We start from the raw sequence: 20,754 nt of genomic DNA, 5'->3' as shown, positions 1-20,754 counted from the left end.
GGCCCATGGCCAAATGCTGCAGCTTCAGTGGAAGAACTTGGCCGCGCTGATCAATGTCTTGTACACGCCCCAGGCCAGCGGGATGCCGACGGCGACCCATGCCAGCGCGACGACAAAGGTCGGCGTCCTGTCGGCGCGGCCCGAGCCGCTGCCCACTTCGGACGCGGCGGCCTTCTCGTGAGCGAGCTTCTTCTCGACGGCGAGTTCCGCGTCGCTCATGAAGTGCCTGTCGGCCACGGGACGCACCAGCAGGTTGGCGATCAGGCCGACGACCAGCATGCCGACCAGGATGTACATGGTCTGGTTGTAGACCTGCTCGCGCGGCAGGCCCAGGCCCAGCTGGTATTCACGCATGTAGTTCACCACCACCGGCCCCAGGATGCCGGCCGTCGCCCAGGCAGTGAGCAGGCGGCCATGGATGGCGCCGACGAACTGGGTGCCGAACAGGTCGGCCAGGTAGGCCGGCACCGTCGCGAAGCCACCGCCATACATCGACAGGATGATGCACACCGCGCCCACGAAGAGCAGCGTGTTGCCCGCCGCGGCCGACGAGGGCAGGCTGGCGTAGAGCACGCCGCCGAGCAGGAAGAAGACCGTGTAGGTGAGCTTGCGGCCGAGCTTGTCCGACAGGCTGGCCCAGACGAAGCGCCCGCCGATGTTGAAGAGCGAGAGCAGCGCGGTGAAGCCGCCGGCCACCACGGCGATCGCCGCGAGCTGGGTCTTGTCGAGTTCGCCGAACTTCTTCGGCACGTCGATCAGGCCGCCGCCGAAGACCTCCTGCAGCATCGGCGAGGCCATGCCGATCACGCCGATGCCGGCCGACACGTTCATGCACAGCACGATCCACACGAGCCAGAACTGCGGGATGCCCCAGACCTTCTTCACGTGCACGTGGCGCTGCGTGATCATGGCGTTGCCGACCTGTGCGGGCGGCGGCGTCCAGCCCGCGGGCTTCCAGCCGGTGGGCGGCACGCGGTAGCCGAGCGCACCGGCCATCATGAAGACGAAGTAGACCAGCGCCATCACGACGAAAGTCTGCATCACGCCGGGGTCGGTCGGGGTGGCGAAGGACTTCATCAGCTCGACCGCCAACGGCGAGCCGATCATCGCGCCGCCGCCGAAGCCCATGATCGCCATGCCGGTGGCCATGCCGCGGCGGTCGGGGAACCACTTGATGAGGGTCGACACCGGCGAGATGTAGCCCAGGCCGAGCCCGATGCCGCCGATCACGCCCGAGCCCAGGATCATCATCCAGAACTGGTGGGTGTGGATGCCCAGCGCCGACAGCAGCATGCCGCCGCACCAGCACAGCGCGCTCACCACGCCGGCCTTGCGCGGGCCGGCGCGTTCGAGCCAGCCGCCCCACACGGCGGCGGAGCAGCCGAGGAACACGAAGAAGAGCGTGTACATCCAGCCCAGCGTGGCGACGCGCCAGTCGCAACCCGTGGCGAACAGCTCGGCGAAGAAGCTCATGTCCTTGCCGCAGGCCGCGGCGCCTGTGCCGGCGGTCTGCAGCATCTTCGACAGGGGCAGCCAGAACACGGAGAAGCCGTAGGCCATGCCGATGCACAGGTGGATCGCGAGCGCGGCGGGCGGCACCACCCAGCGGCTGAAGCCGGGGCCCGCGATGATGCGTTCCTTGTCCAGCCAACCAGGGACATGGTTTCCCGCTGCGGAGGGAAACTGCCCGGGTGTCGCGACGGCTTCGTTCAAAGCCCCGGTAGATGGTCCTGCCATAGCACTCCTCGTTGGTTTTGTCCCTCGATCCGGTCAAGGTCTTCGACCGTCGGGGCGCGGCGGAGTCTACGGTTGGTGACAAATTGCATCCAATTGGATCGAGACATCGCCCGATTCAATTTGGAAATGAATGCGAAAGGCTCTCAAAGAGGGGCGGCTGCGAGGGCCGGCCGGATGCTCAGGCGCGCAGGGAGCCCTTGCCGGCCGCATCGGGCTGCAAGGTGTCGAGCCACTCCGGGCTGGACGCCAGCTCGACCGCCGCCTGCAGCGCGCGGGTCATGCGGTCACTGGCGTGCGTCATGAAGCCCAGGGGCGTCTCCAGCAGCGGTGCGATCAGCGGGCGCGCCTCGTAGGGGCCGTCGTCGCGCGACAGCAGTTCCAGGGCGGCCTGCGGCAGCACCGACGCCAGCGCGCCGGCGCCGACGCTGCTGGCCAGCGTGTGGATCGAATTGGTCTCCATGGCCGCATCGACACGCAGGCCGACGGTCTTGAAGGCGCGGTCGACGATCGCCCGGTTGTGCATGTCGGGCGTGAGCAGGCACAGCGGCAGGGTGGCGGCCTCGGCCCAGCCGACCGGTTCGCCGATGCGCACCGCCCGGCCCGGCCGCACCGGCCCCGGCTTGCGCTGCACCAGGTAGTAGGTCTCGACGCACTGCGGCCAGACCGCCAGGCTGACATGGCGCACGCGGGTGCGGTCGGTGTAGCCGAGCGCGAGGTCGAGCGACATGCTGTCGAGGGCGGTCTCGATCTCCAGCGAACTCAGGGACACCACCGTGGGCGCGACGCCCGGGTGCCGCTTCTGCAGCGCGATGGCGAAACGCGAGAGGATCGTCATGCCGGTCGGCACCGCCGCCAGCCGCAGGCGCCCGCGGGGCTGGCCGGCCTCGCTGCGCAGGCGCTCGCGCAGCAGTTCCTGTTCCTGCAGCATGCGCTGCGCGGTGGCGAGCACCGCCTCGCCCTCGACGGTGAAGCCCTCGAAGGCGCGGCCCCGCTTGACGATGAGCACGCCGAACTCGCCTTCGAGCGCCCGCAGGGCGTTCGACAGTGCCGGCTGCGTGATGTGGCAGGCCTGCGCGGCGCGGCCGAAGTGGCGGTGCTCGTTGAGCGCCGCCAGGTAGCGCATGGACGCGAGGACGTTCATGGCGCCGCGCTTGTCGTTCAGGTGTCTTTGCTGACGGTGATCGTCGGAAACTTGGCCGAGAAGTCCTTCGCCTTCTCGGCGATGCCGACGGCGACGGTGCGCGCCACGGCCTTGTAGATGGCCGCGACCTCGCCGTCGGGGTCGGCCACCACCGTGGGCTTGCCGCTGTCGGCCTGCAGGCGGATGTTGATGTCCAGCGGCAGCGCGCCGAGGTAGTCCATGCCGTATTGCGCCGCCATCTTCTTGCCGCCATCGGCGCCGAAGATGTGCTCGACGTGGCCGCAGTTGGAGCACACGTGCACCGCCATGTTCTCGACGATGCCCAGGATCGGCACGCCGACCTTCTCGAACATCTTGATGCCCTTCTTGGCGTCGAGCAGCGCGATGTCCTGCGGCGTGGTGACGATCACCGCGCCGGTCATCGGCACGCGCTGGCTCAGCGTGAGCTGGATGTCGCCGGTGCCCGGCGGCATGTCGATGATCAGGTAGTCGAGGTCTTTCCAGTTGGTCTGGCGCAGCAGCTGCTCGAGCGCCTGCGTGGCCATCGGGCCGCGCCAGATCATGGCTTCATCGGCGTCGATCAGGAAGCCGATCGACATCACCTGTACGCCATAGTTCTCCAGCGGCTCCATCGTCTTGCCGTCGTCGCTCTCGGGGCGGCGGTCGATGCCCAGCATCATGGGCTGGCTGGGGCCGTAGATGTCGGCGTCGAGCAGGCCGACCGAAGCGCCCTCGGCGGCCAGCGCCAGCGCCAGGTTGGCGGCGGTGGTGCTCTTGCCCACGCCGCCCTTGCCCGAGGCCACGGCCACGATGTTCTTCACGTTGGGCAGCAGCTGCACGCCGCGCTGCACCGCGTGGCTGACCACCTTGGTCGTGATGTTGACCGACACGTTGTCGACGCCCGGCACGGCGCGCGCCGCGGCCACGAGCGCCTTGCGCAATGCCGCGTGCTGGCTCTTGGCCGGGTAGCCGAGCTCGACGTCGAAGGAGACGTCGCCTTCGCTGATCTGCAGGTTCCTCAGCGCCTTGGTGCTGACGAAGTCCTTGCCGGTGTTGGGATCGAGGACCGCCTTGAGCGCATCCTGAATCACCGCTTGCGTGACTGCCATTGACAACTCCTGAATCGGGGTAGTCTACGAGGCGAGCCGGCGGCCGGCCCGCCAGCGCTGCCAATGGCCCCGCCAGCGCTATGGCGTGACGCCGAGCTCCGACGCGATGCGCAGCACCAGCGCCTTCAGGTCGGCGACCTCGGCCTCCAGCCGCGCGACGTTCGCCTTCAGTGCCGCGACCTCGCCCAGCGAGGCATCGGTGCCGGACGCCGTCGCCACCGGCCCATCGTCGATGGCGGGCTCGCCGCTCAGCAGATGTGCCCAGCGGCTCTCGCGCGCGCCGGGCAGGCGCGGCAGCTTGACCACCAGCGCGCCGGCCGGGCGTTCGGCCAGCTCGTCGAGGAAGCCCTCGACCGACGAGATGTCGGCGAAGTTGTGCATGCGCTCGGTGGCGATGCGCAGCTCGCCCGCGGTCTGCGGGCCGCGCAGCATCAGCACGGTCAGCAGGATGCTCGACTGCGAGGGGATGCGCAGCACGCGGTCCATGTTGTGGGCGTAGCGCGAGGCCCGGCCGCCGCTGCTCTCGTCGACCAGGTGGTAGCCCTTCAGGCTGTCGATGGCGGCCTGCGCCTGCGCGTCGCTCAGCTCCAGCACCGGGTTGCGGCTGGTCTTCTGGTTGCAGCCGGACAGCACGGCGTTGAGCGTCAGCGGATAGCTGTCGGGCACGGTGCGCTGCTTCTCGACCAGCACGCCGAGCACGCGGGTCTCCAGCAGCGAGAGGATCGGCAGCGGCCGCGCCGCGGACGCGTCCGACACTCAGTTCGCCCCGGCGATGCGGGCCACCAGCGCCTTGGTGAAGGCCGCCGTGTTGGCCGTGCCGCCCAGGTCGCCGGTACGCACCTTGTCGATGTTGAGCGTCTCGTCAATGGCCTGGCGCAGGCGCGTGGCCTGGTCGACCAGCTTGCAGTGGTCGAGCATCAGCGCGCCGGCCAGCAGCAGCGCGGTCGGGTTGGCGATGCCCTTGCCCGCGATGTCGGGCGCCGAGCCGTGCACCGCCTCGAAGATCGCCGCGTCGGTGCCGATGTTGGCGCCCGGCGCCATGCCCAGGCCGCCGACCAGGCCGGCCACCAGGTCCGACAGGATGTCGCCGAACAGGTTGGTCGTGACCACCATGTCGAACTGCCACGGGTTGAGCACCAGCTTCATCGCGCAGGCGTCGACGATCATCGTTTCGAGCTCGAACTTGCCCTTGTAGCGCGGCTCTTCGTACAGGCGCAGGCCGGTCTCCAGGAACAGGCCCGTCAGCACCTTCATGATGTTGGCCTTGTGCACCAGCGTGACCTTCTTGCGGCCGGTGGCGATCGCGGTGTCGAAGGCGTACTCGAGCAGGCGATGGCAGCCCTGGCGGGTGTTGATGCCGGTGGCCATGCCCACGGCGTGCGGGTCGTCGTCGATGCGCACGTAGTGCTCGTGGCCGATGTAGAGGCCCTCGAGGTTCTCGCGCACCACCACCAGGTCGATCTTGTCGTAACGCCCGCCCGGGATCAGCGTGCGCGCGGGGCGCAGGTTGGCGTAGAGCTGGAACTCCTCGCGCAGCCGCACGTTGGACGAGCGGTAGCCGCCGCCCGAGGGCGTCTCGAGCGGGCCCTTGAGCGCAAGCCGCGTGCGGCGGATGCTGTCGAGCGTGGCGGCCGGCAGCGGGTCGCCCGCCTGCTGCACGCCGCCGAGACCGGCGATCTGGCGGTCCCATTCGAAGGGAACCTTCAGCGCATCGAAGGCGGCCAGCGTGGCATCGACGATTTCGGGGCCGATGCCGTCGCCGGCGATCAGGGTGGCAGGAATGGGGGTGGTCATCGGCAGCTTTCGGGGTCGGGTTCGGGAAGCGCGGCACCGCATGGGCCGCACGCAGCGGGAAGCATACGCCGCGGCGGTGGCACCTTTTCCTGCGACCCCTGTCTGTGCTATTCGCTAGCTCAGGAAGGGTCAGGCGCCACGTTGCAGCAGTGCGCCTGGATCCAGGAAAAACATTTTCTTCCACCCTTGCTTGCCTGAACTGAAATGCCATGGCAGAGGGACGAGGGACACAGCTGAATAGTGCAGATGCGAGGGCTTCCCTGCGGCGTTTCCGCTTGTTCCGACCAAACCAAGCTTTTCTCCCCTGAAGAGGAAACGCGGCGACGGATCGGAATTGGCCAGGTGTGCGTAGTAGTGCACCCGCCACTTCGGCCCCAAAACGGCTACGACATTGCCGCCAATACCAAGGTGACCTTGATAGATGACAACGCCGGGGATTGCGGAAACGACATCTCTGCCCTGGGGGGCGAAGACATCAATGCCTTTGTGCACGCCTGAGACGCCCCATGGCTCGTACCAGAATGACTTTGGATTCCAGTCTTTGACGGTAGCACCAGCCACAGGGATCAGGGGCTGCTCAGGAATTGCGAACCCGATGCCGAGCACTACGGCGGAAGCAGTGAGAAAGATATACAGATGGCGACATGTCATCTCTTGTGGCGCCTAACGTTGAAGATGAGCCTCGGATGCACGCGCGCGAAGCACGCCGGAGGCCGTCGGATCGATTAACAGGTTAGGCACCACTTGCGGAACGCCTCGCGGCTAGCAACCCGATGCCAGCCATGCCCAGAAGCGAGCCGCAGGTTCGATTAAATAGTTTTTGCCTTTTAGGATGTGAGAACCACCTCCGCAAGTGACTACCCATGTAGGCATAGGCCGCGATTGCGATCCACTCCAGCGTCAAGAATATGGCGCCAAGCGCGGCAAACTGATACGTGGCGGGCTTCGAGACATCGATGAACAGTGGCAAAAATGCGGTGAATATGAGGATCGCTTTTGGATTTCCCGCAGCCACAAAGAACTCCTGTTTGGCCAGGGCGAATGTACTTATCTTCTCTGAAACGGTATGGGCTTCGTTGACTGATGGCTCGGCAAACCAAAGCTGGTAGGCCAGATAGAAGAGATAGACGGCGCCAACGACTTTGACTGCATAGAAGAGAACCTGCGACGTTGTAAGCAGTGTCGCAAGGCCTGCGGATGCAATTGCGATCATTCCGACGAAGGCAACGAGACGCCCGGCACCAGCGATGCAAGAAGTCCAGAATCCATGGCGTGTAGCGTTAGACACGGAAAGCAGGTTGTTTGGACCAGGCGCCATGTTCAGTGCAAAGCACGCAGGGACAAAGAGGAGCAGAGTTTCGTAGGACATGGTTGTTTCCTTGGTGCCTAACGTTTGAGCTAACCGGACCGTTGCGGCGTGTGGCTAAAAGCCCAGAATGAAATGGCGGGCTTTTGGCCGCGTGCCGCAATGGGTCCGGTTGAGCGAATGGTTAGGCGTCAGTTCATTGCCTAGCCTCACAGAAAATTGGAGACATCTGAGAAAAATGCTTCAGCTCGTTCGCGTGTTATGCGTGCAGATTTGCTTCCGAAAATATGAAGCTTGAGTGATGAAATTAGGCTCTTGCATCCGGTCTTGTCATATTGAGCGATGCGGCGGGGAACGCTCATGTCGATGACATTGGATCGAAATGCTGGGCTTCCGCCTATATGAAGCTCCTGCTCACGCTCGACGATGTTGAAGTGTGAGAACTTCATCGTCGGGCGATGAATGAGATATTCGACAATTGGATTCGTAAGATTTTTGGATGGTGGTTTGATATGTCTCGCGCGACTATCCAACTGGGCGGCTTCAATTGCCAGAGCGGGACGTTTAGAAAATACGCCTGTTTCCACGGCCCAGAAAAACCAATCTGGATCAGTGAATAAGATCTGCGGTAGCGACTTACCTGCGTGCTTCCCAAAACTAATTTCTGTCCATGCCATCGAGGATGCTCCAATTCTGACGCCTAACGTTTGACGTGAGGGGCCGCCGTAGCGGCGAAGCCGCGAAGGGAACCCACAAGCGCAGCTTGTGGGCGGCCCCTCTCGACGGAAGGGTTAGATTATTTACGCTTACGAGGTATTCTTTTTGGTGCCGCTGGTTTTGGGAATGAAATTTCGCCCGACTGAATCATCGCTTGAAAAAATGGCTGTGCTACTTTGGGGTTTTTCATGAAGACGCCAATTAAATCGCTATCGTTTATCGGAGTTCCGCTCTGTTGCTTGATGATCATATCCAACAGCTCAGGGGATTCCATTAGCCCCATGATGGCTTGCATCTCCAGCGGTGCCTCATCTTCTTTCTTGTAGTTCGGAAAAGAATACGAGGTTAGTTTCGCAAACTCTTGAAAGTGATTGTCTGGCTTTTCTGGATTTTTATCGAAATGATCAAAATACGCTGAAAGTTGATGAGATAGATTTTTCAATCCGGCGGTAGTATTTTCATACTCAACATAACGAAGATGGGCTATATCAAAAGGCACGCGAGGGGCATTTTTGTCTTTAATGATAATGGTGCCGCACTTGCATGCGTGCCTTAACCCAAGCTCATAGAATACATTTGGATTGGGGTGAGATACGTCTGCTATTACATAGTCAGAGTGCATTAACCTTGAAACTATGTCGGTGGTTATTGTTCCAGGCAGGGATACTTCATCGGCGCGCACAACTTCAAGGTTTGGTCGTGCTTTAAGAATTGCTTCTTTAATTAAGTTGTCGTATTTGCTTTTAAGGTCAGCTGAGGATGTTTGCTGTTCCCCGCTTAATTGATCCCCGATAGCCATTACAACAAAGCAAGTTTTTTGGGCCATATTTAGTCCAATGGTGATGTGAGTGGAAATCTAACGCAATGTATCCCGCAGAACCTGCGAGATAAGCTGGATGGTGCGGAATATTCTTGACATGGCTTCCTCCACAAAAAACGTATCTCATCATAGGCTTACGCGCTTGATGCTGTGTTTTTGTACAGATGTAAACAAGGTATGAAACCCGGCGCCCTGTTTTGCGCTCCCTTCGCCTACTGGACCAGGTGCGCGAGCGTATTCGCTACCTTCATTACAGCCTCCAGACCGAGAAGGCCTACCTGTATTGGGTGCGCTTTTTTATCCGCTGGCATGGGCAAGGCGGCACCATGCGGCACCCGCGCGATATGGGCGCCGCCGAGGTCGAGGCATTCTTGACCATGCTGGTGGCCGACCGGCATGTGTCGGCATCCACCCACAACCCGGCCCTCAGCGCCTTGCTGTTTCTCTATCGCGAGGTGCTCGGGGTTGACCTGCCATGGCTCGCTGGTGTGAACAGGCCCACGCAGAAGCGGCGAATTCCCAGTGTGTTGACCCGCGAGGAGGTGGCCTTGCTGTTTCAGTTCCTGAACGGCGAAATGGCACTGCTCGCCCGGAGTGGAGGCATGCCCGCGCCGTGTGGGAGACCGACCATCGGGCGCAGCGCGGCGGCGTCGAGCGCCGCCATCACGCCCACCTAAAATGCCATTCCGCTCGCCCGATCGCGCGCCTTCGGCCTCGCGACCCTTCTCTCTGAAAGCGCCCCTCTTCCATGTCCGCCCCGCGCAAGCTCTTCGTCACCACCGCCCTGCCCTACGCCAACGGCAACTTCCACATTGGCCACATCATGGAATACATCCAGGCCGACATCTGGGTGCGGTTCCAGCGAATGACGGGTGCGGAGGTGAACTTCGTCGGCGCCGACGACGCGCACGGCGCGCCGATCATGATCGCGGCCGAAAAGGCCGGCAAGACGCCGCAGCAGTTCGTGGCCGACATCGCCGCGGGTCGCAAGCCCTACCTCGACGGCTTTCACATCGCCTTCGACAACTGGAGCTCGACCGACTCACCCGAGAACCATGAGCTGGCGCAGCAGATCTACCGCGACCTGAAGGCCAACGACCTGATCGAGACGCGCACCATCGAGCAGTTCTTCGACCCCGAGAAGAACATGTTCCTGCCCGACCGCTACATCAAGGGCGAGTGCCCCAACTGCCACGCCAAGGACCAGTACGGTGACAACTGCGAGGTGTGCGGCAAGGTCTATGCACCGACCGACCTGATCAACCCCTACTCGACCCTCACGGGAGCCAAGCCGCTGCTGAAGAACTCCGAGCACTTCTTCTTCAAGCTGTCGGACCCGCGCTGCGTGAGCTTTCTCGAAGAGTGGACGCAGAACGGCCAGCACGTGCAGCCCGAGGTCGCGCGCAAGGTGAAGGAATGGTTCAGCGTGCGCACCAACCCCGACGGCACCACCAGCGAGGGCCTGGGCGACTGGGACATCAGCCGCGACGCGCCCTACTTCGGCATCGAGATTCCCGATGCACCGGGCAAGTATTTCTACGTGTGGCTCGATGCGCCCGTGGGTTACCTCGCCTCGCTGAAGAACCTGCTGGACAAGGCCTGCGTGGAAGCCGGCGACGGCGCCATCGGCTACACCCAGTACATGGCGCAGCCCGACCTGGAACAGGTGCACTTCATCGGCAAGGACATCATCACCTTCCACACGCTGTTCTGGCCCGCGATGCTGAAGTTCAGCGGACGCAAGACGCCCGACAAGATCTGCGTGCACGGCTTTCTCACCGTGAACAACGGCGAGAAGATGAGCAAGAGCCGCGGCACCGGCCTCGACCCGCTCAAGTATCTGAGCCTGGGCCTGAACGCCGAGTGGCTGCGCTACTACCTTGCGGCCAAACTCAATGGCAAGAACGAAGACATCGACTTCAACGCCGACGACTTCGTCGCGCGCGTGAACAGCGACCTGGTCGGCAAGTACATCAACATCGCGAGCCGCGCGGCCGGCTTCATCGGCAAGCGCTTCGGCGGGCAGTTGGGCACGGTGTCGGACGATGGCGCGAGCCTGCTGGCACTGCTGCGTGCGGAGGCCGCCGCGATCAACGCGTCGTACGAAGCGCGCGACACGGCACGGGCACTGCGCGACGTGATGGCGCTGGCCGACAAGGTGAACGAGTACGTCGACGCCAACAAGCCCTGGGAGCTCGCCAAGAAGGAAGGCACCGAGGCGCGACTGCACGACGTGTGCACCGTGTGCATCGAGGCCTTCCGCCTGCTCACGCTGTACCTGAAGCCGGTGCTGCCCGCGCTGGCGCTCAACGTCGAGGCTTTCCTGAAGATCGGGCCGCTGACCTGGGAAGACGCTGCCACGCCGCTGCCGGCTGGCCACGCCATCGGCGATTACAAGCACCTGATGCAGCGCGTCGACGCCAACGTGCTGGACCAGCTCTTTGAGTCCAATCAGCCTGCAGTGGCCGCCCCGGCTGCGCAAGCGGCTATGGAACCCGTCGCAACCGACGCCACGCTGCCCGGTGGCGAAGCGATCGCGCCGACGATCACCATCGACGACTTCGTGAAAATCGACCTGCGCCTGGCGAAGATCGTCGACTGCCAGAAGGTCGAGGGCTCGAAGAAACTGCTGCAACTCACGCTCGACGCCGGCGAGGGCCGCATGCGCAACGTGTTCAGCGGCATCGCATCGGCCTACGAGCCCGAGCAACTGGTCGGCAAACTGACCGTGCTCGTCGCCAACCTCGCGCCGCGCAAGATGAAGTTCGGCATCAGCGAAGGCATGGTGCTCGCCGCCAGCCACGCCGACGAAAAGGCTAACCCTGGCATCCATGTGCTGGAGCCGTGGCCGGGTGCGGTGCCCGGCATGCGGGTGCGCTGAGAAACTCCCGCCGCGACGTCAGGGCGCTTCGGTGCTGCGGTCGGGCGACGAGCCGCTGCGCAGCACGCGCAGGTCGTCGTTCAGCACGGCGGTGAACACCATCGGCGAGTTCGGCGGCTGCACCCAGCGCCAGTCCCACTCGGTCTCGCGCTTGAGCGGGTACGGCGTGACCTTGGCGGGCTTGCCAAGCATCTTGCGCAGCGCTTCCATCGACATGCCGGGCTGCACCTTGGCAAAGTTCTCGGGCGTGAGCACCTGGCGCAGCGCGCGCATCTTGCCGTCCGGGCCGATGGTGATCATGTAGTTCTTCTGGCCGGCAGGCTGGCGGTTGTATTCGAAGACGCGGCCGTCGGGGGCGTCCCAGATGTTCTCGGGCTGGCCGAAGCGCGCGACCACGTCGGTTTCGGTGGAAACGCCCTCCTCCAGCTCCTTGATGGCCTGGTTGTCGCAACCTACGAGCGCCAGAAGCGTGCCGAGCAGGCCGATGGCCGTCGCCTTTCGCCAGTTTCCCTGTGTCATGTCCGTCCCCGGTAAAATCCGCCGCAAAGGTCCAGTCTATGTCCATCTTCGCCCGCCCCCACTACACCTCCGAAGCCACCCAGTTCATCGACGAACTGAAGCGGAAGAAGCCCTCGCTCGAGGCGGAACAGCGCGCCGGCCGCGCCCTGCTCTGGGACAAGGCCCTCGACCGCAGCCAGCTCGACGAATACGGCCAGGCCCGCGTGGCCCAGCAGCCGTACGTCTACCAGACCCAAACGAAGTAAGTGCGGCCTGCTGTCACGCAGGACGATGGCGCCCCGCCGATCGCCGCCATGCCCGAGGTCGTCGACCAGGTGGCGTTGGCCCGGCTCTACGGGGAGCCGCTGTTCGCGCTGCCCAACGACCTGTACATCCCGCCCGAGGCGCTGCAGGTCTTCCTCGAGGCCTTCGAGGGTCCGCTGGACCTGCTGCTGTACCTGATCCGCAAGCAGAACTTCAACATCCTCGACATCCCGATGGCCGGGCTGACGCGCCAGTACCTGACCTACGTCGACCAGGTGCGCCGGACCAACCTCGAACTCGCGGCCGAGTACCTGCTGATGGCCGCGATGCTGATCGAGATCAAGTCGCGCATGCTGCTGCCGCCCAAGAAGGTGGCCGACGGCGAGGAAGCCGAAGACCCGCGTGCCGAACTGGTCCGCCGCCTGCTCGAGTACGAGCAGACCAAGCTGCAGGCCGCGTCGATCAACGCCATGCCGACCTACGGCCGCGACTTCTGGAAGGCGCAGGTCTACATCGAGCAGTCGCTCAAGCCGCGCTTCCCCGAGATGAACGTGGTCGACCTGCGCGACGCCTGGGCCGACATCCTCAAGCGCGCCAAGCTCGTGCAGCACCACAAGATCTCGCGCGAGGAGCTCAGCGTGCGCGAGCACATGAGCATCGTGCTGCGCCACCTGCAGGGGCGGCAGTTCGTCGAGTTCGAGAAGCTGTTCGACGTCAACCGCGGCGTGCCGGTGCTGATCGTCACCTTCATCGCGCTGCTCGAGCTGGGCAAGGAAACGCTGGTCGAGATCACGCAGGCCGAGGCCTTCGCGCCGATCTACGTGCGGCTGGCGTACGCGCCGGTCTGAGCCAACGCGCCCCGGCTCAGGCGGCTTCCGAAGCCGGGTCCCGGCCCATCAGTGCGGCTACCGCCTCGGCCGGCTGCATGCGGCCGTCGAGCAAGGCGACGACGCCCTCGGCGATCGGCATTTCCACCCCCAGGTGCCGGGCCCGCTGCACCACGCTGCGCGCGCAGTAGACGCCTTCGGCCACGTGGCCGAGCGATTCGACCGCCTGCGCCAGCGTGCGGCCCTGCGCCAGCAGCAGCCCGACCTTCCGGTTGCGCGAGAGGTCGCCGGTGGCGGTCAGCACCAGGTCGCCCAGGCCGGACAGGCCCATGAAGGTCTCGGCGCGCGCGCCCAGCGCAAGACCGAAGCGGGTCATCTCCGCCAGGCCGCGCGTGATGAGCGCGGCGCGGGCGTTCAGGCCCAGCGAGAGGCCGTCGCACAGGCCGGTGGCGATGGCGAGCACGTTCTTGACCGCGCCGCCGACCTCGACGCCCACGATGTCGTCGTTGGCGTACACACGCAGGCTCGGCCCGTGGAAGGCATCGACCAGCGCGGCCCGCACGTCGGCGTGCGCGCTCGCCGCCACCAGCGCGGTGGGCTGGCGGTGCGCCACCTCCTGCGCAAAGCTGGGGCCGCTGAGCGCGCCGGCGTGCAAGGCGGGGGCGACCTGGGCCTGGATCTCGTGCGGCAGCAGCCCGAAGGCGCCCACGCCGGCGGCCGTCTCGACGCCCTTGCAGAGCCAGGCGACCGGCACCGTGAGCCCCGCCAGCGCGCCGAGTTGCTCGCGCAGGGCGGCCATCGGGGTGGCGACGATCACCAGGTCGGCCTCGCCTGCCGCGACCCGCGCCGGGCCGCCGGCCAGGCGCAGCGAGGCCGGCAGCGCAATGGAAGGCAGATAGCGCTCGTTCTGCCGCGAAGCGGCCATGGCAGCCCGCTGGGCGTCATCGCGTGCCCACAGCGTCACGGCATGCCGGTCGGCTGCATTGACGGCGAGCGCGGTGCCCCAGGCACCGGCCCCGAGCACGCAGATCCTCATCGATGCCCTGCGCCGAGGCGCTTACTGCGTGAGGACGGACGACGGCTGGCCGGCAGCCGCGGCCTGTTGCTGCTCGAACATGGCCTGGAAGTTGATCTCGGCCAGGTGCACCGGCGGGAAACCGCCGCGCTGGATCACGTCGGCCACGTTGCCGCGCAGGTAGGGGTAGACGATCTGCGGGCAGGCAATGCCGAGGATCGGGCCCATCTGGTCTTCCGGCAGGTTGCGGATCTCGAAGATGCCGGCCTGCTTGGCTTCGACCAGGAACACGGTGCGGTCCTGCACCTTGGTCTGCACGGTGGCCGACACGGTGACTTCGTAGATGCCGTCGGTCACGGGCTGGGCGTCCACGCCCAGCTGGATGTCGACGGTGGGCTGTTCCTGCTCCAGCAGGATGGCCGGCGAATTGGGCTGCTCGAGCGACAGGTCCTTCAGGTAGACGCGCTGAATCTGGAACACGGGATCTTGGTTGTCGGCCATGGCTGAACTTTCGGGTATCAAAACAACGCCCGCCCGGAAGGCGTTCCGAAGCGGGCTGAGAGGATGAACGGGCGATTATCGCCCCTGCACATGACGGCTCTTCAGGCAGCCTGCAGCAGGGGAACAAGACCGCCACGGCTGTCGAGGGCCATCAGGTCGTCGCAGCCGCCGACGTGGGTGTCGCCGATGAAGATCTGCGGCACCGTGCGGCGCTGCGTGGTTTCCATCATCACGGCGCGGGCCTGGGGGTCGGTGTCGATGCGGATCTCCTCGATCTGCTCGACACCCTTGCTCTTGAGAATCTGTTTCGCGCGAATGCAGTAGGGGCAGACGGCGGTCGTGTACATCTTGACGGCTTGCATGGTCACTTCCAATCCGGTGGCCCGGCGGAATGCTCAGGCCTTTTCGATGGGAAGGTTAGCGTCTTTCCACGATTTCAGCCCGCCGCCCACGACTTGGGCCTGCTCATAGCCGAGCTTTTTGGCCGTCGCCAGCGCGCGCTGGGCGCGGGCGCCCGTGGCGCACATCAGCAGCACCGGCACCGACTTGTTCTTGACCGTACCCGGCAGCTTCTGCTCGAGCTGGTCGAGCGGCACGTTGCGCGCGCCGGTGGCGTGGCCCTGGGCGTATTCCGCGGCGTCGCGCACATCGATCATCACGGCGCGTTCACGGTTGATCAACTGCACCGCGCCCTGCGCCGTGAGCGACCCGCCGCCGGTACCGCGGATGAGCGGCCAGGCCAGCATGGCACCCGAGCTGAGCGCAATCAGGATCAGCATCCAGTTGTCGACAATGAATTTCACGGTGTTCCTTGAATGGCAAACCACGGATTTTAGAATGGCGCATCCGGCAGCCCGCCGCCCTCTCCCTCCATCCTCCCGCCCAAAGGCCTTTTCCCATGCACAAACTGGTACTGATCCGCCACGGCGAATCGACCTGGAATCTCGAGAACCGCTTCACCGGCTGGACCGACGTCGACCTGACCGAGACCGGCATCGAGCAGGCCAAGCAGGCCGGCCGGCTGCTCAAGGCCGAGGGCTACGACTTCGACGTGGCCTACACCAGCGTGCTCAAGCGCGCCACCCGCACGCTGTGGCACACGCTCGACGAACTCGACCGCACCTGGCTGCCGGTGGTGCACTCGTGGCGCCTCAACGAGCGCCACTACGGCGGCCTGCAGGGCCTGAACAAGGCCGAGACGGCGAAGAAGTACGGCGACGAACAGGTGCTGGTCTGGCGCCGCAGCTACGACACCCCGCCGCCGCCGCTGGACGCGAACGACCCGCGCAGCGAACGCAGCGACATCCGCTACGCCAAGCTCTCGCCCGAACAGATTCCGCTGACCGAGTGCCTGAAGGACACGGTGGCCCGCGTGCTACCCTTCTGGAACGAATCGATGGCCCCCGCCATCCGCGCCGGCCGCCGCCTGGTCGTCGCGGCGCACGGCAACTCGATCCGCGCGCTGGTCAAGTACCTCGACGGCGTCTCCGACAGCGACATCGTCGGGCTGAACATTCCGAACGGCATTCCGCTGGTCTACGAGCTCGACGACGAGCTCAAGCCGCTGCGCCATTACTACCTCGGCGATGCCGCGGCGGCCGAGAAAGCCGCGGCCGCGGTGGCCTTGCAGGGAAAAGGTTGATCGCGTTCAAGGAACCCCGGCAAGCGAATTGCTTCAAAGCTAGCTATATTGCCTTGACACCCGACTAGGACACTCCATGGGCCAGAAACTCAAAATCACCGGCTGGGTTGCAGCCGGCGCCGTGGCCGGCGTGCTGACCACCGTCTCGCTTCAGACCGTGGCGCGCGGCTCCTTGGCCCCCCTTCCCCTCGAAGAACTGCAGCAATTGGCGGCGGTCTTCGGGATGGTCAAGAGCGACTACGTCGAACCCGTCGACGAGAAGAAGCTCATCTCCGACGCCATCTCCGGCATGGTGGCCGGGCTCGACCCGCACTCGCAGTACTTCGACAAGAAGTCCTTCAAGGAATTCCGCGAAGGCACGACCGGCCGCTTCGTCGGCGTCGGCATCGAGATCTCGCAGGAAGACGGCCTGGTGAAGGTCGTCTCGCCGATCGAGGGTTCGCCGGCCTTCCGTGCCGGCCTCAAGCCCAACGACCTGATCACCAAGATCGACGACACCGCCGTGCGCGGCCTGTCGCTCAACGACGCGGTCAAGCGCATGCGCGGCGAGGCCAACACCAAGGTGTTGCTGACCATCTTCCGCAAGGACGAGAACCGCACCTTCCCGGTGACGATCACGCGCGAGGAAATCCGCACGCAATCGGTGCGCGGCAAGGTCATGGAGCCGGGCTATGGCTGGATCCGCCTGTCGCAGTTCCAGGAACGCACGGTCGACGACTTCGTCAAGAAGGTCGAAGAGATCTACAAGCAGGAACCCAACCTCAAGGGCCTGGTGCTCGACCTGCGCAACGACCCGGGCGGCCTGCTCGACGCGGCCGTCGCCATCTCGTCGGCCTTCCTGCCCGAGAACGTGACGGTGGTGTCCACCGACGGCCAGCTGGCCGAGAGCAAGTCGGTCTACAAGGCGGCGCCGGAGTTCTACCAGCGCCGTGCCGGGAGCGACCCGCTGCGCGGCCTGCCCGCGGCGCTCAAGACGGTGCCGCTGGTGGTGCTGGTCAACGAAGGCTCGGCCTCGGCCAGCGAGATCGTGGCCGGCGCCCTGCAGGACCACAAGCGCGCGACCATCATGGGCAGCCAGACCTTCGGCAAGGGCTCGGTGCAGACCGTGCGTCCGCTCGGCCCCGACACCGGCCTGAAGATCACGACGGCCCGCTACTACACGCCGAGCGGCGCGTCGATCCAGGCCAAGGGCATCGTGCCCAACGTGCTGGTCGACGAAAGCGCCGAGGGCAGCCCCTTCGCCGCGCTGCGCATGCGCGAGGCCGACCTCGAGAAGCACCTGGCCAGCGGCCAGGGCCCCGAGCAGAAGGACCCGGAACGCGAGAAGGCCCGCGACGAGGCCCGCAAGCGCCTCGAGGAAGAAGCCAAGAAGCCGCCGCAGGACCGCAAGGTGCCCGAGTTCGGAACCACCACGGACTTCCCCCTGGTGCAGGCGCTCAACCGACTCAAGGGCGCGCCGGTGCTGGTCAGCAAGACGCAGATCATCGTCGAGAACAAGGACGAGAAGAAAGAGAACTGAGGAGGCGGCGCGCGTGGACGACGACGCCCTGTTGCGCCATTCGCGCCACGTCCTGCTGGAGGAATACGGCATCGACGGCCAGGCGCGCGTCGATGCCGGCCATGTGCTCGTCATCGGCGCAGGCGGGCTCGGCTCGCCGGTCTGCCTCTACCTCGCGGCCGCAGGCGTCGGGCACATCACCCTGGTCGATGACGATCAGGTCGACCTGACCAACCTGCAGCGCCAGATCGCGCACACCACGGCGCGTGTGGGCCAGTCCAAGGTGGCTTCCGCCGCCGAGGCGATGCACGCGATCAACCCCGGCATCGTCATCGCCACGCACGCGCTGCGCGCCGACGCGGCGTTGCTGGACGTGTGGGTGGCCGCCGCCGACGTGGTGGTCGACTGCAGCGACAATTTCGCGACGCGACACGCCGTCAACCGCGCCTGTGTGGCGCACGCCAAGCCGCTGGTGGCCGGTGCCGCGATCCGCTTCGACGGACAGCTCAGCGTGTACGACACGCGGGATGCGGCGTCGCCCTGCTACGCCTGCGTGTTCCCCGCCGACGCCGATTTCGAGGAAACGCGCTGCGCCGTGCTGGGCGCTTTCGGCCCGGTGGTCGGGACCATCGGCACCTTGCAGGCGAGCGAGGCCTTGAAGCTGCTCGCCGGCATCTCGCCGTCGATGGCGGGGCGGCTCCTGATGTTCGACGGGCGCGCCACGCGCTTCGACAGCCTGCAGCTGGCGCGCGATCCCGAGTGCCCCGTTTGCGCAGCGCAGCGCGCGGGGCGCTGACAGCCGGCCTGCCGGGCACGCCTCACTGCCTGGCGCCCTTGCCCTTGGCCGCACCGTCGGTGGCGGCCTTCGAGATCGGCTGGCGCGCCCGCTTCAGGACCTCCTGGCAATCGGCGTCCACGCCCGGGCCGGTCTCGATCGTCGCCGCCAGGGCCAGCAGCGGATTGATCGCGCCCAGGGCGAGCGCGGCGAGGCCGCGCGCGGCCAGCGGTGCCGCCTCGACGCCGCCCTTGGGCGAGCCGAAGGTGCCGCCGATGACCAGCGGTGTGCGCAGCGAGAGGATGCTCATGTCCTTCGGTTCCTGACGCACCACGAAGTCGAGCGTCTCGTTCGCCAGGCTGGCCTGCCCTTCGGCATGAAAGACCGTGTCGGTGGTGTCGAACACCAGGCTGCGCCCGGTCATCAGTCCCTTGTCCACGTCGAAGGCGACCGCGGCGCAACGCAAGGTGACGTTGTTGTCGCCGCGCAGCAGGAACTTGACGATCTCGGCGCCGTCGAGCCCCATGAATTCGAGCAGCAGGTTGCTGAACGCGCCACGCCCGGTGATGGCACTCACGTCACCCGAGGCACCGCCCAGCCAGCTCGCCACCGAATTGCCGCGGCCCGACAGGTTGATGCGGCCGTCGAGCCGGCCGAAGCTGGTGCGCAGGGTTTCGATCTTGGGAATCAACCGGTTGAGCTGCAGGGCCCGGATCTCCAGCGAGGCGCGGATGTCCGCCGGCGACTGTGCCGCATCGATGCGGATTGCGCCCACCAGTTTGCCGGAGGCCACCCCCAGGTCGAGCGGGTCGAGCGTGAGCACGCCGTCCTGCAGCGTCACGTGCACGCTGCCCTTGTCGAGCGGCATCTCGCGCACATTGCGGATGCGATCGGCCGTGTAGCGCACGTCGGCATTCATCGCGCGCAGCCGCTCGAAGTCGAGCGTGGCGGTCGGCAGCACCTTGCCGCCGGCGCGGGAGGCGCGCTTCGCCGGGTCGGCCGAGGGTGGCGGCGTCACGCCTTCCACGGCCTTGGCAGAACGCTCCGTCGGCGGCAGGCCGATCAAGGGCCCGAGGTCGTCCATGTCCATCACGGCCGAACGCAGGCTGCCGGCCAGCCGCGGCACCTTCTGGCCCTGGTCGAACTGCATGTCGCCGCCGATGTCCGACAGGCCCAGCTTGCCCTTCATGTCCTTGGCCTCCCACAGCGCAGCGCGCTTGTGCAGGCGACCGCTCAGCGCGTAGGGCGATGTTTCGGGCAAGGCGATGCCGAGCAGACGGTACAGATCGCCCAGGCTCTGCCCGCGCACGTCGAAGCTGGCGTCGATGCCGTCCAGCCCGCTCAGCGCGGCCACGGTGCCCTTGGCCTTGAGCTTGGTCTGGCCCGCGGCCGCATCGATCTCCAACGGAAACGGCGGCTGCCCCGCTTCGGTGAGCTGCAACACGTTGCCTGTGCGCCCCTGCGCCGTCAGCGGCTGTCGCTGGTAGCTGCCCTTGATGCGGTAGTTCATCGGCATCTCGCCGCGCGCACTGTCGAAGTCGACGTCCACATGCAGGTCGACGCCGAGGTGCGTGGCCAGGAAGTCGATGGCGCCGCGGTCGACCTGCACGAGCCCGATGGTGGGGACGGTGCCTTCGTCGGACGTGTCCTTGCCGAGTGCCCAGGTGCGCCGGCCATCCTTCTCCATCTGCAGGCCGACCGTCGGCGACACCAGCATGAGGCGCGGGATCACCACCGTCTGGCGCAACAGTGGCCAGAGTCGCAACTCGACTTCGGCGCGCTCGGCCTTCACGAGGTAGGGGTCGCGCGCCCAGGACGGATTGGCGAACTCGATGCCATCGAGCTTCACGGTGGCGGTGCGCCAGCCGAGGTCGACGTCCAGGCGTCGGGTGATCTCGAACTTGCGCCCCGTCTTCTCGCTCACGTAGCGGTTCACCGGTTCACGCAGCGTGTTCCACGGAAAGAAGAGAACGACGAGCACCAGCACGAGGACGAGCGCAGACAGGCTGGCGCCCACGATGAAGGCCCTGCGCGGCACACGGGAAGATTCGCTCTGCATGGGCTGTCCCTTTTGTTGGATGGTGTCTTCGCGACGAGGCGGATGGCCGCCTGTCGCCGCGGGCCACCACGACGCTCGAGCCTATGCCGCGCCTGCATGCACGGCGGTCGGCGTCGCCCGGCTGGAGGTGTGGGCGATTGCCTACGGCAGAGCGACTTGAAATACGGTCA

At 65.5% G+C, this 20,754-nt stretch carries 22 protein-coding genes; 7 read left to right on the top strand and 15 right to left on the bottom strand.

Features of this window, described 5'->3' with window-relative positions; translation table 11 throughout:
• Positions 1–24: 24 nt before the first annotated feature.
• From N8A90_RS12045 to N8A90_RS12005, 9 genes are all read right to left on the bottom strand, one after another.
• Positions 25–1,737, bottom strand: coding sequence for an OFA family MFS transporter (locus N8A90_RS12045; RefSeq protein WP_262075114.1), 1,713 nt, complete (start codon positions 1,735–1,737; stop codon positions 25–27).
• Positions 1,738–1,915: 178 nt separating this feature from the next.
• A complete protein-coding gene (locus N8A90_RS12040) occupies positions 1,916–2,878 on the bottom strand; it encodes a LysR substrate-binding domain-containing protein (protein ID WP_262075113.1) in 963 nt (320 codons plus the stop codon).
• Positions 2,879–2,895: 17 nt separating this feature from the next.
• A complete protein-coding gene (gene apbC / locus N8A90_RS12035; protein WP_262075112.1) occupies positions 2,896–3,987 on the bottom strand; it encodes an iron-sulfur cluster carrier protein ApbC in 1,092 nt (363 codons plus the stop codon).
• A gap of 78 nt (positions 3,988–4,065) precedes the next feature.
• Positions 4,066–4,743 (bottom strand): YceH family protein, encoded by a 678-nt coding sequence (locus N8A90_RS12030; RefSeq protein WP_262075111.1) that lies wholly within the window; start codon positions 4,741–4,743, stop codon positions 4,066–4,068.
• On the bottom strand, positions 4,744–5,781 hold the full coding sequence (locus N8A90_RS12025; RefSeq protein WP_262075110.1) for an isocitrate/isopropylmalate dehydrogenase family protein: 1,038 nt from the start codon (positions 5,779–5,781) through the stop codon (positions 4,744–4,746). It lies immediately after the preceding gene.
• A gap of 129 nt (positions 5,782–5,910) precedes the next feature.
• A complete protein-coding gene (locus tag N8A90_RS12020; protein ID WP_262075109.1) occupies positions 5,911–6,432 on the bottom strand; it encodes a M23 family metallopeptidase in 522 nt (173 codons plus the stop codon).
• An 82-nt stretch (positions 6,433–6,514) separates the two neighbouring features.
• Positions 6,515–7,150, bottom strand: coding sequence for a LysE family translocator (locus N8A90_RS12015; RefSeq protein WP_262075108.1), 636 nt, complete (start codon positions 7,148–7,150; stop codon positions 6,515–6,517).
• 146 nt (positions 7,151–7,296) lie between these two features.
• Positions 7,297–7,764: a hypothetical protein gene (locus tag N8A90_RS12010; RefSeq protein ID WP_262075107.1), complete on the bottom strand. Its 468-nt coding sequence runs from the start codon at positions 7,762–7,764 to the stop codon at positions 7,297–7,299.
• 119 nt (positions 7,765–7,883) lie between these two features.
• A complete protein-coding gene (locus N8A90_RS12005) occupies positions 7,884–8,630 on the bottom strand; it encodes a hypothetical protein (protein WP_262075106.1) in 747 nt (248 codons plus the stop codon).
• Between the two features lie 218 nt (positions 8,631–8,848).
• Between N8A90_RS12005 and N8A90_RS12000 the strand changes: the two genes are divergently transcribed.
• Together N8A90_RS12000 and metG are read left to right on the top strand one after the other, a co-directional pair.
• On the top strand, positions 8,849–9,301 hold the full coding sequence (locus N8A90_RS12000; protein WP_262075105.1) for a phage integrase N-terminal SAM-like domain-containing protein: 453 nt from the start codon (positions 8,849–8,851) through the stop codon (positions 9,299–9,301).
• 71 nt (positions 9,302–9,372) lie between these two features.
• Entirely contained in the window at positions 9,373–11,505 is a 2,133-nt protein-coding gene (metG, locus tag N8A90_RS11995) for a methionine--tRNA ligase (RefSeq protein WP_262075104.1), read from the top strand.
• 18 nt (positions 11,506–11,523) lie between these two features.
• Here metG and N8A90_RS11990 read toward each other — a convergent pair whose 3' ends face one another.
• On the bottom strand, positions 11,524–12,024 hold the full coding sequence (locus tag N8A90_RS11990) for an outer membrane protein assembly factor BamE (protein WP_262075103.1): 501 nt from the start codon (positions 12,022–12,024) through the stop codon (positions 11,524–11,526).
• Positions 12,025–12,062: 38 nt separating this feature from the next.
• On the opposite strand from N8A90_RS11990, the gene N8A90_RS11985 reads away from it, so the two are divergent.
• Together N8A90_RS11985 and N8A90_RS11980 are read left to right on the top strand one after the other, a co-directional pair.
• Positions 12,063–12,269, top strand: coding sequence for a DUF3460 family protein (locus tag N8A90_RS11985; RefSeq protein WP_262075102.1), 207 nt, complete (start codon positions 12,063–12,065; stop codon positions 12,267–12,269).
• A 48-nt stretch (positions 12,270–12,317) separates the two neighbouring features.
• Complete coding sequence (locus tag N8A90_RS11980; RefSeq protein WP_262075183.1) at positions 12,318–13,115, top strand: segregation and condensation protein A; 798 nt, start codon at positions 12,318–12,320, stop codon at positions 13,113–13,115.
• Between the two features lie 16 nt (positions 13,116–13,131).
• Here the strand turns inward: N8A90_RS11980 and N8A90_RS11975 are convergent, their stop codons facing one another.
• The 4 genes from N8A90_RS11975 to N8A90_RS11960 all read right to left on the bottom strand — a co-directional run bounded on the left by N8A90_RS11975 (position 13,132) and on the right by N8A90_RS11960 (position 15,413).
• The gene (locus tag N8A90_RS11975; RefSeq protein WP_262075101.1) at positions 13,132–14,130 is read right to left on the bottom strand and encodes an NAD(P)H-dependent glycerol-3-phosphate dehydrogenase; all 999 of its coding nucleotides are present in this window, start codon (positions 14,128–14,130) and stop codon (positions 13,132–13,134) included.
• 21 nt (positions 14,131–14,151) lie between these two features.
• Positions 14,152–14,610 carry a protein-export chaperone SecB gene (gene secB, locus N8A90_RS11970; protein WP_262075100.1) on the bottom strand — a complete coding sequence of 153 codons (459 nt, stop codon included), beginning with the start codon at positions 14,608–14,610 and terminating at the stop codon, positions 14,152–14,154.
• A gap of 101 nt (positions 14,611–14,711) precedes the next feature.
• Entirely contained in the window at positions 14,712–14,972 is a 261-nt protein-coding gene (gene grxC / locus N8A90_RS11965; RefSeq protein ID WP_262075099.1) for a glutaredoxin 3, read from the bottom strand.
• A gap of 33 nt (positions 14,973–15,005) precedes the next feature.
• Positions 15,006–15,413: a rhodanese-like domain-containing protein gene (locus N8A90_RS11960; protein ID WP_262075098.1), complete on the bottom strand. Its 408-nt coding sequence runs from the start codon at positions 15,411–15,413 to the stop codon at positions 15,006–15,008.
• Positions 15,414–15,508: 95 nt separating this feature from the next.
• Here N8A90_RS11960 and gpmA point away from each other — a divergent pair, with 95 nt between their 5' ends.
• From gpmA to N8A90_RS11945, 3 genes are all read left to right on the top strand, one after another.
• Positions 15,509–16,252, top strand: a complete 744-nt coding sequence (gene gpmA / locus N8A90_RS11955; protein ID WP_262075097.1) for a 2,3-diphosphoglycerate-dependent phosphoglycerate mutase — start codon at positions 15,509–15,511, stop codon at positions 16,250–16,252.
• Positions 16,253–16,328: 76 nt separating this feature from the next.
• On the top strand, positions 16,329–17,771 hold the full coding sequence (locus tag N8A90_RS11950; RefSeq protein WP_262075096.1) for a S41 family peptidase: 1,443 nt from the start codon (positions 16,329–16,331) through the stop codon (positions 17,769–17,771).
• 13 nt (positions 17,772–17,784) lie between these two features.
• Complete coding sequence (locus N8A90_RS11945) at positions 17,785–18,546, top strand: HesA/MoeB/ThiF family protein (RefSeq protein ID WP_262075095.1); 762 nt, start codon at positions 17,785–17,787, stop codon at positions 18,544–18,546.
• A gap of 22 nt (positions 18,547–18,568) precedes the next feature.
• On the opposite strand, the gene N8A90_RS11940 is transcribed toward N8A90_RS11945, so the two are convergent.
• Positions 18,569–20,584: an AsmA family protein gene (locus N8A90_RS11940; RefSeq protein WP_262075094.1), complete on the bottom strand. Its 2,016-nt coding sequence runs from the start codon at positions 20,582–20,584 to the stop codon at positions 18,569–18,571.
• Positions 20,585–20,754 lie beyond the last annotated feature (170 nt).

The sequence above is a fragment of the Variovorax sp. N23 genome (genome assembly GCF_025486315.1).
Lineage (GTDB): Bacteria > Pseudomonadota > Gammaproteobacteria > Burkholderiales > Burkholderiaceae_C > Variovorax.
The sequence above is the reverse complement of the archived record's forward strand: the minus strand, read 5'-3'. Positions and strand labels throughout refer to the sequence as shown.